Below are 16656 nucleotides of genomic sequence, written 5' to 3'. Positions count from 1 at the left end.
ATGACTTCTTTCACGCTACACGGCATCCCAGTATCGCGCGGCATCGCCATCGGCCGTGCGCATATCCTCGCTCCCGCTGCGCTCGACGTACAGCATTATCTAATCGCCGATGACCAGGTCGAAGCGGAAGTCGCACGCCTGCAATGCGCCATTAAAACCGTTCACACCGAACTGCAAACCATCTGGAGCGAACTCCCGAAGGACGCGCCAGCTGAGCTCGGCGCGTTCATCGACGTGCATGTATTGATCTTGTCGGACCCGATGATTTCTGAAATGCCGCTCGATATTATTCGCTCGCGTTATTACAACGCCGAGTGGGCGCTGGTCACACAGATTGAAGAGTTATCGGCACAGTTTGAAGAAATCGAAGATACCTATTTGCGTGAACGCAAAGCCGATATTCAGCAGGTCGGTGAACGTATTCTGAAAGCCTTGACCGGTAGCGCTAATTTCCTGCCCAAGGTTGATGGCAACGAAGGCAGCGTCAGCATGATCGTTGTGGCGCACGATATTTCGCCAGCCGACATGCTGCAGTTTCGCGATCGCGCCTTTAGCGGATTTATCACCGATGTAGGTGGACAAAACTCGCATACGGCGATTGTCGCGCGCAGCCTGGATATTCCCGCAACGGTTGGCGTTTCGAATGCGTCGACGCTAATAGAGCAAGGCGACTGGCTGATCATCGACGGCGATGCCGGCGTAGTAGTGGTCGCGCCAACCTCTGTCGTACTCGAGCAATATCGCGAGAAGCAAGCGCGCCAGACACGCGATCGTAAAAAACTCGGTAAGCTGAAAAAAACGCCATCGCTCACCATCGATGGCACGGCGATCACCTTGCTTGCGAACATCGAATTCCCCGACGATTGTGCGCACGCGATGGATGCTGGCGCGCATGGTATCGGCTTGTTCCGCTCTGAATTTTTATTCATGGGCCGCACCGGGCACGCACACAAGTTGCCGACCGAAGACGAGCAATTCGAGTCGTACAAAAAAGCCGTGATCGCAATGAAGGGTCGTCCAGTCACGATCCGCACTTTGGATATTGGCGCTGACAAACCTATGGATTTCGCGGAGCAGACTGCGCTGAATCCGGCGCTGGGTTTGCGCGCTATTCGCTTCTGTTTGTCCGAGCCACAAATGTTCATGACGCAATTGCGCGCGATTTTGCGTGCATCTGCATTTGGTCCGATCAAATTGCTGGTGCCGATGTTGGCACACGCATTTGAAATCGATCAAACACTGGCGATGATCGCGCAGGCAAAAGCACAATTGCGTGAAGAAAAAATAAAATTTGATCCAGTCTTGCCGATAGGCGCGATGATTGAAATACCAGCCGCTGCATTGACGCTGCCATTGTTTATCAAACGTCTGGATTTTTTGTCCATCGGTACCAACGATTTAATCCAGTACACATTGGCGATTGATCGCGTCGATCACGAAGTCGCGCATCTATACAATCCTTTGCATCCGGCGGTTTTGTATTTGCTGTCGTCCACGATTGCGATTGCGTCCAAAGCTGGCGTGGCGATTTCGGTATGCGGTGAGATGGCTGGCGATATCCAGATGACACGTTTGCTTTTGGGAATGGGTTTGCGTGAATTCTCCATGCATCCATCGCAATTACTCGCGGTGAAGAATGAAATTTTGAATAGTGATTTGAATGTGCTGACGCCAGCTACCCGAAAAATATCGCGTCTGTATGAGCCGAAAGCGATCAACGAAGCCGTTGAACAATTACGTTTATTGTAATCGGACGAGAGTAGAAAATTTACTTCTGCTGAGAGTTGCTAGACCAGGCCCAGCCATCCTAGCAGTGCCCCGGCGGCCAGCAACCACAAGATGTGTATGCGGGTTTTCAATATCAGTACGATAGTGAGCACCGTCAATATCCACAGTGGCCAATCTTTTGCTGGCTCGTCATGGATACTGGCCAAAATCCAGCCTGTTGCAAATACCAAGCCGACCACCACCGGCCCCATTCCCAATTTGAACGCACGCACTGCACGCAGATCGCGATTGCGATGCACCCAGCGCGTCGCCATGTAGGTGAACGCAGTGCTCGGCAACAGGATGCCTACCATGCTGAGTGTCATGCCGAGCAAGCCGGTGGCCATGCCGCCAGCATTCAAACCGATATTCCAGCCCATCAACGCAACAAATAAAATATTCGGCCCCGGCGCTGCCTGCGCGATCGTGATCGATGTGCTGAATTGCGGTTCGCTCAACCAGTGCTGCTCAGCCACCAGATACCTATGCATCTCCGGCGCTGATGCAAGCGCGCCGCCGACTGACAGCAGCGACAGCGACATGTAATGCAAAAATAAATTCAGCCAGTCGCTTGCTTGCAATGACAGATGTAGTGTCTCGGTCATTTTGCCAATTTTCTATAGGCGAGTGCACAGCCGACAAAGCCGAGACCAAACAAGGGATAGATCAGCGGCAGTCGCAGCAAGGCGACGGCGATGAAGCACAGCGCGCTCAAGGCAAAGCAGATACGCATCCCCAACGGATTTCTCTTGAGCGCGCTGATCAACCTGAACCCCGTCGCCAGAATCAAGCCTGCCGCAACAGCACCCATTGCGCGCAAGGCATGGACGACGTTGGGATGGTTGGCATACGGCGCGTACAGAATCGCAATCAACAGAATCAGCATGAGCGGCATCAACAACATGCCGGCGCAGGCCGCAAGCGCGCCAGGCAGACCGAAATATCGACCGCCGATAATGATCGATAAATTGACTACATTCGGCCCCGGCATGATTTGCGCGACGGCCCAGTCTTCAATGAATTCTTCTTGTGTCAGCCATTTCTTTTTGTCGACCAGCTCTTGCTGCACGATCGCCATGACGCCGCCAAAACCTTGCAGCGCAAGCAGCGTGAAGGAGATGAACAGATCGGTGAGTGACTGCGGCCTGGGCTTTTCGTGGGGCGCTGTTTCGGTTGCTGGCTGGATATTCATGAGTGAGGGTAGATGATTGCTCGAGCAATGTCGTGACCGTGACAATAGACCTCAAGTCTGTGCCTGCAGTTTATCACTCGTAAAGGTTTGCATATATGGAACCGGCGCGCCTTGGAACCTTGCTTTTATGCGCGACAAATCCGTCTTTAGGGGATGGTCGTTTCGATATGAACAAGAGATGTCGTCATTCAGACTAAAGTTGCAAGATTTGCATGGCTGGCGTTTGACGGCAGCGTACGACTTGTTTATTCTTACGTCATGGCGCCGATTTGACATCAGCTTGCGGGCGCATAATAAATACGGCTAAAGCGTACTCAATATTGAGTCTCGAATTTAGCCCGCTAAGCTGACCGCTTTTCGGGCTTTTTTGCTTTTTGGAATACCAGAGAAAACCAGTGCTGTATCGGTGTTGTATTTCAGCGCCGCATTTAAGCATCCTTCTCGTGAATAGATAACATGACCTCTCTCGGAATCGTTGCACCGCAATCCATGTTTTTCTCGACGCCGCTGCCTTTGCAGAGCGGTGCGCAACTTTGCGACTACACATTGGTGTACGAAACTTACGGCACCTTGAATACCGATCATTCGAACGCGGTATTGGTGTGCCACGCGCTGAATGCTTCGCATCATGTTGCTGGCTATTACAGCGAAGATGCCAGCACTAAAGGCTGGTGGGACAATATGGTTGGTCCGGGCAAGGCGCTGGATACCAATAAATTCTTTGTCATCGGCGTCAACAATTTGGGCTCCTGTTTTGGTTCGACCGGGCCTATGCACAACAATCCGGCGACTGGCAAACCATACGGTGCGCACTTCCCTGTGGTGACGGTTGAGGACTGGGTGCAATCGCAAGCGCGTCTTGCCGACGCATTAGGCATTCAACAATTTGCGGCAGTGATGGGCGGTTCACTGGGCGGTATGCAGGCGCTGGCGTGGAGCATTCTTTTTCCTGATCGTTTGCGTCATTGCGTGGTGATTGCATCGACGCCGAAATTGACTGCGCAAAATATTGCCTTCGATGATGTGGCGCGACAAGCGATTCTGACCGACCCGGATTATCACGGCGGCGATTTTTACGAGCATGGCGTGGTACCGAAGAATGGCTTGCGTGTGGCGCGCATGTTGGGCCACATCACCTATTTGTCGGATGACGACATGGCGGTGAAGTTCGGTCGCGATCTGCGTTCCGGCGCGTATCAATTCGGTTTCGGTATCGATTTTGAAATCGAATCGTATCTGCGCTATCAAGGCGACAAGTTCTCTGAATATTTTGATGCGAATACGTATTTGCTGATTACCAAGGCGCTTGATTATTTCGATCCTGCGAAAGATTTCGGCGGCGATTTGACCAAGACTTTATCGAAGACGCGCGCAGAATTTCTGCTGGTGTCGTTTTCCAGCGATTGGCGCTTTGCGCCTGAGCGCAGCCACGAAATGGTGCATGCGCTGGTCAATAACAAACGTATTGTTACCTATGCAGAAATCGATGCGCCGCATGGCCATGATGCTTTCCTGCTCGACGATCAGCGTTACATGAATGTAGTGACCGCGTATTTTGCGCGCGCCTACAAGGAAATTGATGGCGGCAGTTTGAAAGCAGGAGCAAGCGCATGAACTTCGAACAATTAAGCGCACTGCGTCCCGATCTGGCTTTCATCGCGCACTGGGTCGGTAACGGTACGCAAGTACTTGATCTTGGTTGTGGTGACGGCGTGATGCTCGACTATCTGCAAACCGACAAGCAATGCAAAGGCTACGGAATTGAAATCGACGATGACAAGATTCCGGAATGCGTGGAGCGTGGCGTGTCGGTTATCCAGCGCGATCTGGAAGCCGGCTTGGCGATCTTTGCCGATAATGCTTTCGATACAGTACTGTGTTTATCGGCGCTGCAAATGATGAAGAATGTCGAAGGCGTGCTGCGCGATATTTCTCGCGTCGGTCGCGATGCGATCGTGTCCTTCCCTAATTTTGCATACTGGCCGCACCGCATTTCTCTATTGCGCGGTCGTATGCCGGTATCGAAAAGTCTGCCGTATGAATGGTATGACACACCGAACTTGCGTTGCGCAACGATCAAGGATTTTGAAGAATTGGCGAATGAGGTCGGGCTGGAAGTAGTGGAGTGCGTGGCACTGCAAGACGGTCATCCAGTGTCTTTCTTGCCAAATTGGCGCGGCACCCTTGCGGTTTTTCGTCTGCGCAAAAAACAGGCAGCTTGAAAGATAATTTAGATTTCAGGCTGCACTGCAGCTTGTTCTTTCCGTTGCTCTTTCGACCCTGACGTTTTATTCGCCCTGGCAGAAAACCACAACAAAATAATCACCGGCACACCCAGCAGCGCAGTCGCGGTGAAAAAATTACTGTAGCCGTAAGCATCGACATACGTGCCGGAATATCCTGCCAAAAATTTCGGCAACAACAACATCATCGAGCTCAATAACGCGTACTGCGTTGCCGAATATGTGATGTTGGTCAGGCTGGATAAATAAGCGATAAATGCCGCGCTGGCGATGCCGCTTGCAAGATTGTCGCCAGAAATAACCAGCACCAACATCGTCACATCGTGGCCGTGACCAGCCAGCCATGCAAACAGCAAATTGCTGGCCGAACTCAAAATTGCCCCCAACGTCAGGATGCGCATCATGCCAAAGCGCATCGAAAGCGCACCACCGATAAACGCCCCAACCAAAGTCATTATGACGCCAAAGATTTTGGTGACGGCCGCCACTTCATCCTTGCTGTAACCCATATCGACATAGAACGGATTTGCCATGATGCCCATCACCACATCGCTGATGCGGTAAGTAGCGATCAGCGCAAGGATCAATACTGCTTGCCAGCGATAACGCAGGATGAAATCGCGGAAGGGGCCGACCACGACATCATCCAGCCATGCGGCAACATTTTTGGCCGGCGGCAATTCGCGACGTATAGGTTCTTTTGAAATCAATACCGTCAACACGCCAACCAGCATCGATGCGGCCATCGCCAGATAGGCAACGTGCCAGGCGCCAGCTTGATAACTGCCGCCATCGACTACTTCGGCGCGTGCCGCTATCCACAAGACGCCCGCACCGGCCCAGATCATCGCGAGTCGATAGCCGGTTTGATAACCGGCTGCGAGCGCGGCTTGTCTATCTGTGTCGGCGGATTCGATGCGGAAAGCATCCAGCGCAATATCTTGCGTTGCTGAACCGAAGGCGACCGCAAGCGCGCACCACACGACAGGTTGTAAAGCGATATGCGGATCGTTGAGTGCCATGCCGACCAAGCCGGCGATGATGGCGCCTTGAGATAACAATAACCAACTGCGGCGTCGCCCCAGCCAACGTGTCAAAAATGGAATCGGCATCCGGTCGACCAGTGGCGCCCACGCCCATTTGAATGCGTAAGCCAGGCCGACCCAGCTCAGATAACCAATCGTGCTGCGATCTATGCCCGCTTCGCGCAACCAGAAACTGAGCGTGCCCAGCACCAGCATGAGTGGCAGACCTGCAGAAAATCCCAGAAACAACATGCGTACGGTAGCGGCTTCACGGTAAACCTTGAGGGTGTCCGACCATGAATGCTGAGGCGCGTCGCTCTTGCGGAAAATCATTCTGCTTACCTTGATGAGTGGGCTGACCGACTGATAGTCAGCAGGGACAGATGCTGACACAAGAGCGCGCATGCGGCAAGCCGCAGCACGGCGTGAAAAGCAGGAATTGGATGTAGATGAAGATGATGCTGAGAATTACGGTGATGGATAACAGCCATCACCGTCAGACTTGAAGAGACGATATCTACTTATTTGCGAGCCTTGGCCAAAACGTCGAGCAAGGTTGCTGCCAGTTCTTCCGCTTTGAATTTGGCGGTATACGCATCGGCACCCACACTTTTGACATGAACCTCATTGGTTGCGCCGGACAAGGACGAGTGAATGACAACCGGAATTTTACTAAAGCGCGTATCGCCTTTGATCTTTTTGGTCAGCGTGAAGCCATCCATTTCTGGCATTTCCAGATCGGTCAGCACCAGTGCGACTTTATCAACTGCGCTCTTGCCTTCTTTGCTGGCGGCATCACTGAGTTCGTTCAGCATATTCCATGCTTCAAGCCCGGTTTTCGCCATGACAAAGGGCAGGCCCATTGCATCCAGACAGCCACTGATCAGCATGCGGGCTGAAGCCGAATCATCGGCAGCTAAAATGACTGCACCCGGCGGCAACGAGGCCGAACTATCTATCGTGTCAGGATCGATATCCGCGCCATTGGACGGCATCACATTGCGCAAGATTTGCTCGACGTCCAGCACTTGCGCCAAACGCGTGTTATTCAAATCGGCATCGAGTTGCGCGATGCTGGTGATCGTGCCGCCGCCGGCAGCAGCGCCTTCGGCTGCGCGTACCTGGCTCCAGTTCAGGCGGACGATTTCATCGACTTCTTCTACCGCGAACGCTTGCGTGGTGCGCGCGAATTCCGTCACCATCAAAATGTTCAAACCGGTAGCCGGCGTGCATCCGAGTGCTGCTGGCAAATTGATAACAGGGATCAGCTGGCCTCGAATATTCGCCATGCCCATGATGTGCGGTGGCGAGTTGGCAATCGAATTAACCGTCGGCATCGCCATCAATTCGCGCAGCTTGAATACATTAATGCCATACACTTCGCTAGTCTCTGAATGCGGAGAAACACCGAGACGGAACAGCATCAGTTCAAACTTATTATTCGACGTCAAACCGGAGCGTTCGTCAATTTCCCTTTGTGTCGTATCCATCATGTCTCCAGTATTTTTATGGGCCCGCGATTTTGATCGCAGTGCCTTGTTGTCAGTACGACTGCAGCGACCAAACCTTGTCGTCACTGCATAGCTATTCTGCTCCCAAACCTGTTAAATGAAGGTTAAATATTGCTTCATAAGCGTTGCAGTTTATGATGGCGTCTTCAGGCTGTATCTTTCATGCACAGTTTTAATCATTTCGCATTACCGTGAGCGCACTTTTATGTTGATCATTACCATTAAACAAGGCAAGGAAAAAAGCCTGCTCGAACGCCAGCCGTGGATTTACGCTTCCGCGGTTGAACGTGTAGATGGCAAGCCAGCCGAACGCATGAAGTCGGGCGCCACCGCGCTGATTCATTCGTCTTCGGGAAAATTTCTGGCGCGCGCTGCGCATGCACCCAAGTCGCAGATACGCGCACGCGTCTGGAGCTTCGACCAAAACGAACCCATCGATCACGCTTTGATCAAGCGTCGCGTCAAAACCGCTGTGCACAAACGCATAGCTGCAGCCAATGGCAAAAGAATCGGCGCCGCCAAACGTTTGCCATTAGTAATCGGCGATGAAGATGAACTCTCGGGTTTGGTGGTGGATTGGTACGGCGATCGTGACGGCTTTTTGATTTGTGAATTTCAATCGGCTGGTGTCGATGCATGGAAAGTCGCGATCGTGCAATCGTTGATGGCAGAAACCGGGTGCGCGAATGTCTATGAAAAAGCCGATGAACTCATACGCAAAGGCGAAGGCTTGCCCGTGAACTATGGCGTGCTTGCTGGTGACGAACCACCGGATGAAATGATGTTCACTGAAAATGGCGTGCGCTACGCGCTTGATCTTAAAACCGGCGACAAGAAATTTTTTAAATAAATCCATCTCACACAATGCCGACATCAAGCGACTTCTGGCCTCATTCTGGTTTCACTCTCACGCAACGCGATGCTGACGGTCGTCTCGTACTGACTGATGAATTGTTGCGTGCATGGTGGCATAGACCTGAAGTGGCGCCTGTCGCCGAATCTTGCGCGCATGAATTGGCTTTACATGCGGCTCTATTGGCAGAGCCACGCCGTGCGGTAAGCGAGAACGAGCTTGCGAAATTTGACGATGCCGATGCGCGCGATAACTATCGCGTGTTACTGGCGTGGCGTGATCGCCTGCTTGCCGCGACTTCGCTGGAGGCAGCTTATCTCGATATTTTTCGCGCGGGAACTGTCACCGTACCGCCGGTTTTCATTGATCAGTTAGTACAGATTATTGTGCACGGCATGCTGGAAAATACGGAAGAGCCTTTGCAAGTTCGGGCTGCTGAATTATTTTTCCGCCCGCAAAAAGTCGCCATCGAAGAAGGCGCCGTCATGCTGGCCGACGCCGCAACAGTAGATCTGCACGCGACTGGCGGCAACTACGGCGATATTGGCAGATTGCTCATTGAAGCGAATACCAAACCGCGTCGTGTTGAACTCGATGTCATCGATCAAGAGAATGCAGAAACGTATTGGGCGCGCAATGAACGTCACGATACTGTCGTCAGTTTTTCTTACAATCGCGCTGCATTGATCGCGTTCTGCCGCGTAATTGAAAAATGGATAGCTCATTTTTACAGCGTTGCCGTGGTGGTCAGACCGCTGCGTTCTATTGAAGCCAAGCACTGGGCCTGGCATATCGGCCTGGATGCAGAAGCGACCGGTATCTTGAATGATCTATATGCCGGCGTTGAATTGGACGAGGCGCGCAATCGCCGTATCTTGTCATTGTTCCAGCTGGATTTTGTCGATCCCTCAGTAGTGCGGTCCGATGTGGCCGGTCGCTCGGTTTATCTTGCATGTGCGATGAACACTTCAGATGTATTGCGCATCAAGCCGCAAAACCTCTTGTTGAATTTGCCGCTAGCGTCGATTTCTTGAATCCATTTTTTGGAAAATCGTGAGCGAAGCTAGTCATCCTCTTCCTGAACCAGCAACACCCAGCGGCAATCGCTATGACCGCATGGAGTGGGCCGGTGCGTTTGGCGATCTCGGTACCTTGATCCCGTTTATTGCCGCTTACATAGGCGTGCTAAAGATGGATCCATTCGGCGTGCTGTTTGCGTTTGGTATGGCGATGCTGGTGACGGGTTTGTATTACAAGACGCCGATTCCTGTGCAGCCCATGAAAGCAATTGGTGCTGTCGCGGCATTGCAGGCAGTACAAACCGCCATCGTTACACCAGCAGCTGTGTATAGCGCCGCGCTGGTCACCGGCATTGCATGGCTGTTCCTCGGCTTGACCGGACTTGCTACGCGCTTGGCGAAGATGGTGCCGCCGGCAGTAGTGATAGGCATCGTGTTCGGTTTGGGTTTCGGCTTCATGCTGCAAGGCATACGCATGATGCAAAGTGACTGGTTAATTGCAGTCATCGCCGGCGCTGGCACCCTGCTGTTGATGGGAAATAAAAAAATCCCGGCGATGTTTGTATTACTGAGCTTCGGTGCATTGGTTGGTGCAATACAAAATCCTGTGCTGCTGGATGCAATATCGAAAACAGGCATTGCGTTTCATACGCCGACGTTTGCGTTCAGCGAACTGTCCTTGAACCAATTCTTTGTCGGCGCCGTGTTGCTCGCATTGCCGCAATTGCCGCTGACCTTGGGTAATGCCGTGATCGCTATCAAGGAAGAAAACAACCGCCTGTTCCCGCAACGTAAAGTGACGGAAGGTGGCATCTCAATTTCGACCGGCATCATGAATTTGTTTGGCGCGTCGGTAGGCGGCGTGCCCATGTGTCATGGCGCGGGCGGCATGGCGGGGCATATTGCATTCGGTGCCAGAACTGGCGGCTCAGTCGTGATTCTGGGTGGGGTGTTGCTGGTGCTGGCCTTTTTCTTCAGCGATTCTGTCGACCTGTTGTTCAAACTTTTCCCTGCTGCTGTATTGGGTGTGATTTTATTTTTAACCGGCGCGCAATTGGCACTTGGTTGCAGCGCTTTTCCAACGGATAGATGCGCACGCGCAGTTGTATTGTTGACCGCTGCACTTTGCATGTGGAATGTAGGTGCCGGATTTGTGGTCGGCATTGCATTGCATCACGCACATCAGCGCGGCTGGCTGAAGATGTAACGTCTGTTACTCCAGCCAGCGTGCCCGACTGGCTGTAATCGCAATTGCAATCGCCATCGCGCCTATCAATCCAATCGCGACCTGCATGCCCCAGCCTTGCGCCAGAAAACCGATCACTGGCGGCCCGATCAAACCACCGCTGTAACTAAAAGTTGCGACCGCGGCCAACGCAGTTGAGCCGTGACGACCGGCCGCGCTGAAGACGAATGGAAACACCGCAGCAAAACCAGCACCGGCTAGCGCGAAGCCGATCAGCGTGATTGGAATACTCAAAGCAGCAATGGCGATGAAGATGCCGAATGCCGCGAAGAGTGCGCCGCAAGCCACGACATTGCGCGCGCCGAATCTATCCTTCAGGCGATCGCACACCAAGCGCGCCAACAACATCAATGCTGCAAAGCCGGCGTAGGCCAAAGGCGCGACACCATCGTGCGCGCTCATTTCATCTTTCATGAAGACGCCGCTCCAGTCCGCAATCGAACCTTCAGCCACCGCTCCGCAAAAACCGATGATGCCGAGTGCGACCAGCGGGCCGTGCGCGACGGCGAACAAGGCCTTGCTTTCTGCATGCACGATCTGATCAGGTGGCAGCGCTTGATAAGCGACATACAAAGGGAGCAATAAAAGCAGCGATGCAATACTGAAATGCATCAGTGGCGTAATCGCGAAGCCGGCCATCGCGCTGCCAAGTAGCGCACCGCACACTGCCCCGAGGCTGAACCATGCATGCAAGGTCGACATGGTCGAACGTCCTGCCGCTTTTTCGTGCGCAGTGCCGATTGCATTGATCGCGACATCAAAGCAACCTGACCCTGCGCCCAGGCCAATCGCCACGATGGCAAGCCACAGCATGCTTGGTGCAAGCGCCAGACTTGGCAAAACGATGATCAAACCCAAGCCTGAATACCAGGCGGCGCGACGGCCACCGAATTTGTTCACCATCCATGCTGCTAATGGAAATGATCCCACTGCGCCAAAGCCACCACCCAACAATACGATACCCAATTGCGAAGGGCTCAATTGCAAGGCATCACGTATCGCCGGAATGCGCGCCGCCCACGATGCATAGATCACACCGAGCAAAATAAAAAGAAAGGGTGTGGCGATGGAATGAAAGCGCGAGAAGCGTGAGGTTACTGGCAATGAAGATTCGTTAGGCATGGGATGTAGATGCGGATACAGCAGACTGACTCAGGACTGGATTGTAAAGCGTTAGCGACATCTGCGCGCAGTCGATTTTAGAATCTGTCGCCCGGCACGAGCAAAATAAAAGCGGAGTCGTGGCTCCGCTTTCATTATCAGGGTGGAATCTCAGATCGATAAGTTCGTCTATCCAAAACTTCCGCAATTTCTTGCCGATTATTTTTTAGATAAAGTGAACTGTGTTGCTTCTGCAGTCAGATAACCCACGGCCGCACCGAATCTATCGTTGTAATTAGCCTTGATCAGCGGGTCGAGAGTGTCTTTCACCTTGCCGTGCAATTTCCCACTCCAGTCGCCAGCATGTTGAAAATTACTCGTGATGTAAGTCCATCCATTGATTTCATCGGCAACATGCAGGCCCGTAGCTTCCGCGCCAGCCGGCATAGCCATGATGCGCGACAATTTTTTCGTGTCGACGTTGTAGGCCCACAAAAAATTATTCACATGTGTGCTGCTGTCTTCACCTATGAATAGCGTACGCATTTTTTCTGAGAATTTCAGGTTGTCGGGGTTCGCAATTTTTTCTGGATTGGCAAGATTGCCTAGTGCGTCGGCGGGAATGTCTTCGCCTATCAGCAAGGCCTTGGTTTTGATCGGTACCCATTCGCTCTTGATCGCGCCGTCGCTGGTATCCTTTTGATCACCGTCCAGATTGTGCGCGAATACGCCGCCAGCTACGATTGCTTTGTTGATCGTAATGCCCGTTGATGCGCGCCATGCCGGATCATTTTTGACCATCGAGTTCTGAATGTTCTGCAGCGCCGAATACGCGATCTTGTCCTTGATGTTGACTGTCGTGCCTTCCATCTTGGTGAAACCCATGCTGGCGCCGACCAGATTCGCGTAGCGATGTGTTTCGAGAAAAGCGGCGGCTTTCTCCATGCCTGGTTTTAGCTTGATCCAATTGGCAATGCCATCGGCAAAAATTTTGGTGTAGCTTGTGTCGAGCGGATCGGTTTTCACGCTGGTCATAATGTCGCCAGGCTTCAAGGTGTCGGCCAGCTTTTCGATTTCGGCACTGGTTGCATGCCCCAGTTTGATCCAGCTTAGTGTTGCGCCTAATGCGGAGATATCGACTGAAAAACCTGCGCCAACTTTTGCGACATATAAGGTGCCGGCGGACAAATCTTTTTCTCTATCTGCGACGAACATGAAGAAGCCGCCATTGGTGTAATCGTCACCCATCAATACGGTGCGATTGTCTGGCATCACTTGTATCAACTCGTGCGAGATGCGGCCTAGGCAATAGTGTTTTTTGATAGTGCCACTGCCGTCTGGATTTATTGTGACTTCAGGCAGATGGCCGTAGTGATAAGGGTTGGCTTTGCTTTCATCGCCAAACAAATTTTTGCTGTATTTTTTGAAGAAATTATTTTCGGAGATGAACTGCGCATCCGGTTCGTATTCCTCGCTGGATAAATGGGTGTTCCATGGCGACAGGCTGGAGCCGCACGTGATCCACAAGCCGTGCGCGGTGGATGTATCGACGTTGTGATATTTGACCAAGCTGAGTTTGCCGGTCTGTTGATCTTGATCCAGCGTTAATACAGCGATTGGCGACGGCAACGTACCGTAGGCGTTGTTTTTGTCAGTCGCGGCACCAAGTTGATCGCGCGTTAGATATTCAAACTGGACGACGGCGAAAACTGCTTTACCTTTGATGCCTGTCACTGTCGGATTTGGTATTGATAACAACGATGTGCCGTCCGGTGAATCGGAAAAGAATTGACGCTCCTTGCCTGCAACCGATTTGTCGATGATCGGCTTGTTATGTATGTCGAAATAGCCACCGCTCAATATCGTGCCGCCTTTGCCATCCGGTACTTGTGCGCCGGTGATGAAGAAGGGTTGATACGCCAGTTTGTAATGTTGTGTGCTGCGATCGGCGTAATGAACATTGAGTGTCGATCCGACGGACGTCGTCGCCATCGCAGCAGCATCAGCCAGCGTTGGTGCGGCCATCGCGGTAAAACTGGTCGATACGTATTCTGCCGACGTGGATTGTTTTGTGACGCCGCAAGCAGCGAGCAGCGCAGACGAGGCGCCCAACGGCAATAACGGTGCGCTGGCTAGAAATTTGAGTGTTTGGCGGCGAGAAAGCGAAGTGTGAGCTGACATGTTTTTTCCAGGATAAGGTGAGTTGCGCGCGTGTGACCGCAAAACCTGAAATAAATGGTGTCGTGCTTTCCTGCGGCTAAGGAATTATAAAAACGCTTTATGACGGCTTCGTGAAAAGTGGTGTTGCTATAGTGCCGCTGACCGAGCAGCACGCGCTGCTCGGTCACAGCAATACTATTTCCAGTCGTAATCAACGATCAGCGGCGCATGGTCGCTGAAGCGTTCATCTTTATAAATCGAAGCAGTCTGTGCTGTTTTGGCAAATGCGTGTGTCGCAATTTGATAATCGATACGCCAGCCCACGTTCTTGGCCCACGCCTGACCGCGATTGCTCCACCATGTATAGGATTCCTCCGTAGTGGTCGGATGCAGGTGGCGATATGCATCCACCAGTTCGACTTCGTCCAGTACACGCGTCAGCCACGCACGTTCCTCTGGCAGGAAGCCGGAATTCTTCTTGTTGCCCTTGTAGTTTTTCAAGTCGATTTCGTTGTGCGCAATATTCCAGTCGCCGCAGATAACAAATTCGCGGCCTAGCGCTTTCAAGGTCATCAAATGCGGCAGGAACAAATCCATGAAACGGAACTTCGCCTGTTGCCGTTCTTCGCTAGACGAACCGGATGGGCAATAAACCGAGATCACGCTCAGGTTGCCGAAGTCGCATTGCACATAGCGGCCTTCGGCATCGAACTCGCTACAGCCAAAACCAATTTGCACATTGTCCGGTTTGGTTTTGCAATACACGCCAGCGCCCGAGTAACCTTTTTTCTCGGCGTAGTGGAAGTAGCCGAAGTAGCCTTCCGGCGTCAAAAACTCCGGTGTCATGTCAGTGGCTTGCGCCTTCAATTCCTGTACGCAGACAAAATCCGCATTGTGTTTCGCCATCCACGGGAAGAAACCTTTTCTAGCGGCGGAGCGTATGCCATTCAGATTGGCAGAGATAATTTTTAACATGGCAGTGGTTTAAAAAATGAGGCGCTCAGGATAACCGATTCAATGCTGTTGGTCTGCAGGCGGTCAGGCATGCCCTTTGCATTTACCGGCATGTAGTTCCGATAACGATTTAAAATGTGGCCTTAGTCGCTTAAATTGCGACAATTTTCGTCACTTTTATCCGTTATGGAGTTGCTTTGAACAATTTACGGCAAGAATTCATCAAGTTTTCGGTTGATACCGGCGTATTGCGTTTCGGCGAATTTGTTACCAAGGCCGGTCGCACCTCGCCCTATTTTTTTAATGCAGGCTTGTTCAACCAGGGCGGCACGCTGGCGCACCTGGCAGAGTTTTATGCGCAGACGCTGATCGATTCGGGTATCGAATTCGACATGTTGTTTGGGCCGGCATACAAAGGCATCACGCTCGCTTCGGCGACCGCAGTGGCGCTGGCGAACAAAGGCCGTGACGTGTCGTTTGCTTTTAACCGCAAAGAAGCAAAGGATCACGGCGAAGGCGGCACGATGGTCGGCGCCAAATTGCAGGGACGCGTAGTCATCATTGACGATGTGATTTCCGCAGGTACTTCAGTGCGCGAATCGGTCGACATGATACGCGCTGCAGGTGCCACGCCGTGTGCAGTATTGATTGCGCTGGATAGGATGGAACGTTCTGGTGCAGACGATGCATTGTCTGCGCATTCAGCGGTGCAGGAAGTAAGCAAGGCCTACGATATGCCGGTGGTATCGATAGGCAATTTGTCGGATTTGTTTGAATACCTGTCGAATGCCGGAGCTGATTCCGTACAGGCGCAATACAAGGATGCCGTTGCTGCTTATCGCAAAAGGTACGGCGTGACATAACAGCAGTCGTTCTATTTCGGGAGTGAAATGATAGGTGCGGCCAAGACACTGTTTTGCTTCTCGATATGCATCGCGTCGGGTGCACACGCCACCATCTTCATGTGCAGGGATGCATCCGGACGCACGCTCACTTCCGATCGGCCGATTCCCGAATGCGCGGATCGCATCGTACGCGAATACGGCAACACTGGCACTCTGAAAAGAGAAATCGCCGCTCCGCTTACTGCGGAACAAAAACGCGAAAAACAGCTGCAGGACGACAAGAAAAAAGCTGAGGCCATTGCGGCCGACGAACAGAAAAAATCCGATCGCGCCTTGTCTGCACGTTACCGCAGCGAAGAAGACATCACCATCGCCCGCAAGCGCGATACCAGCGTCATCAGCGATCAAATCGCCCAGCAAAAAAAAGCATTGTCAGTCGCCTATAAAGACCTGATCGATGCGCAAGTCACTGTCGAAGCACAAAAGAAAAAAGGCCTGGTGTCAGCCGGCATGCAATACAAACTCGACCGGGCGGATCAAACCGTGCGTGATTTAAACGTCAGGGTTAGTGACAGTGAAGTCGAGCTTGCGCAAGTCCACGCCAAATACGATGTGACGCTGCAGCGTTATCGTGAGATAGCGACAGCATCCGCTCGATAAGAGTTCTGCGCTATATTAAATCTCTCTGTGGTTTACCTATTGCCATTACGCCGTTAAGTGGCTTATTTATGTGTATGGGA

At 52.3% G+C, this 16656-nt stretch carries 15 protein-coding genes; 8 read left to right on the top strand and 7 right to left on the bottom strand.

All coding sequences use genetic code 11. The features are described 5' to 3' along the window. Nucleotides 1-1749: a phosphoenolpyruvate--protein phosphotransferase gene (gene ptsP / locus Q7T66_RS00330; RefSeq protein ID WP_304931236.1), complete on the top strand. Its 1749-nt coding sequence runs from the start codon at nucleotides 1-3 to the stop codon at nucleotides 1747-1749. 38 nt (nucleotides 1750-1787) lie between these two features. On the opposite strand, the gene Q7T66_RS00325 is transcribed toward ptsP, so the two are convergent. Further along, entirely contained in the window at nucleotides 1788-2372 is a 585-nt protein-coding gene (locus tag Q7T66_RS00325) for a chromate transporter (protein WP_304931235.1), read from the bottom strand. Next, the gene (locus tag Q7T66_RS00320; protein ID WP_304931234.1) at nucleotides 2369-2959 is read right to left on the bottom strand and encodes a chromate transporter; all 591 of its coding nucleotides are present in this window, start codon (nucleotides 2957-2959) and stop codon (nucleotides 2369-2371) included. The genes Q7T66_RS00325 and Q7T66_RS00320 overlap by 4 nt, the downstream gene beginning before the upstream one ends. Before the next feature lie 456 nt (nucleotides 2960-3415). On the opposite strand from Q7T66_RS00320, the gene Q7T66_RS00315 reads away from it, so the two are divergent. Both Q7T66_RS00315 and metW read left to right on the top strand, forming a co-directional pair. Beyond that, complete coding sequence (locus tag Q7T66_RS00315) at nucleotides 3416-4573, top strand: homoserine O-acetyltransferase (protein WP_304931233.1); 1158 nt, start codon at nucleotides 3416-3418, stop codon at nucleotides 4571-4573. After that, entirely contained in the window at nucleotides 4570-5181 is a 612-nt protein-coding gene (gene metW, locus Q7T66_RS00310) for a methionine biosynthesis protein MetW (RefSeq protein ID WP_304931232.1), read from the top strand. The genes Q7T66_RS00315 and metW overlap by 4 nt, the downstream gene beginning before the upstream one ends. An 8-nt stretch (nucleotides 5182-5189) precedes the next feature. Here the strand turns inward: metW and Q7T66_RS00305 are convergent, their stop codons facing one another. After that, a complete protein-coding gene (locus Q7T66_RS00305) occupies nucleotides 5190-6560 on the bottom strand; it encodes an MFS transporter (RefSeq protein ID WP_304931694.1) in 1371 nt (456 codons plus the stop codon). 188 nt (nucleotides 6561-6748) lie between these two features. Beyond that, on the bottom strand, nucleotides 6749-7717 hold the full coding sequence (locus Q7T66_RS00300; RefSeq protein ID WP_304931231.1) for a chemotaxis protein: 969 nt from the start codon (nucleotides 7715-7717) through the stop codon (nucleotides 6749-6751). A 226-nt stretch (nucleotides 7718-7943) separates the two neighbouring features. Between Q7T66_RS00300 and Q7T66_RS00295 the strand changes: the two genes are divergently transcribed. From Q7T66_RS00295 to Q7T66_RS00285, 3 genes are read left to right on the top strand one after another with little or no spacing between them, the layout of a single operon-like run. Beyond that, nucleotides 7944-8588, top strand: a complete 645-nt coding sequence (locus tag Q7T66_RS00295) for an SAM-dependent methyltransferase (RefSeq protein WP_304931230.1) — start codon at nucleotides 7944-7946, stop codon at nucleotides 8586-8588. A 14-nt stretch (nucleotides 8589-8602) separates the two neighbouring features. Then, nucleotides 8603-9625, top strand: coding sequence for a DUF6352 family protein (locus tag Q7T66_RS00290; protein ID WP_304931229.1), 1023 nt, complete (start codon nucleotides 8603-8605; stop codon nucleotides 9623-9625). Between the two features lie 19 nt (nucleotides 9626-9644). Next, complete coding sequence (locus Q7T66_RS00285) at nucleotides 9645-10817, top strand: putative sulfate/molybdate transporter (RefSeq protein WP_304931227.1); 1173 nt, start codon at nucleotides 9645-9647, stop codon at nucleotides 10815-10817. 6 nt (nucleotides 10818-10823) lie between these two features. Here the strand turns inward: Q7T66_RS00285 and Q7T66_RS00280 are convergent, their stop codons facing one another. The 3 genes from Q7T66_RS00280 to Q7T66_RS00270 form a co-directional block, all read right to left on the bottom strand. Continuing rightward, nucleotides 10824-11978, bottom strand: a complete 1155-nt coding sequence (locus Q7T66_RS00280; RefSeq protein ID WP_304931226.1) for an MFS transporter — start codon at nucleotides 11976-11978, stop codon at nucleotides 10824-10826. 198 nt (nucleotides 11979-12176) lie between these two features. Beyond that, on the bottom strand, nucleotides 12177-14138 hold the full coding sequence (locus Q7T66_RS00275) for a PhoX family phosphatase (protein WP_304931225.1): 1962 nt from the start codon (nucleotides 14136-14138) through the stop codon (nucleotides 12177-12179). Nucleotides 14139-14312: 174 nt separating this feature from the next. After that, nucleotides 14313-15092, bottom strand: coding sequence for an exodeoxyribonuclease III (locus Q7T66_RS00270; protein WP_304931224.1), 780 nt, complete (start codon nucleotides 15090-15092; stop codon nucleotides 14313-14315). 176 nt (nucleotides 15093-15268) lie between these two features. Between Q7T66_RS00270 and pyrE the strand changes: the two genes are divergently transcribed. Together pyrE and Q7T66_RS00260 are read left to right on the top strand one after the other, a co-directional pair. Beyond that, nucleotides 15269-15934, top strand: a complete 666-nt coding sequence (pyrE, locus tag Q7T66_RS00265; RefSeq protein WP_304931223.1) for an orotate phosphoribosyltransferase — start codon at nucleotides 15269-15271, stop codon at nucleotides 15932-15934. Between the two features lie 27 nt (nucleotides 15935-15961). Next, entirely contained in the window at nucleotides 15962-16576 is a 615-nt protein-coding gene (locus tag Q7T66_RS00260) for a DUF4124 domain-containing protein (protein ID WP_304931222.1), read from the top strand. Nucleotides 16577-16656: the final 80 nt, after the last annotated feature.

Source organism: Herminiimonas sp., assembly GCF_030655415.1.
The sequence above is the reverse complement of the archived record's forward strand: the minus strand, read 5'-3'. Positions and strand labels throughout refer to the sequence as shown.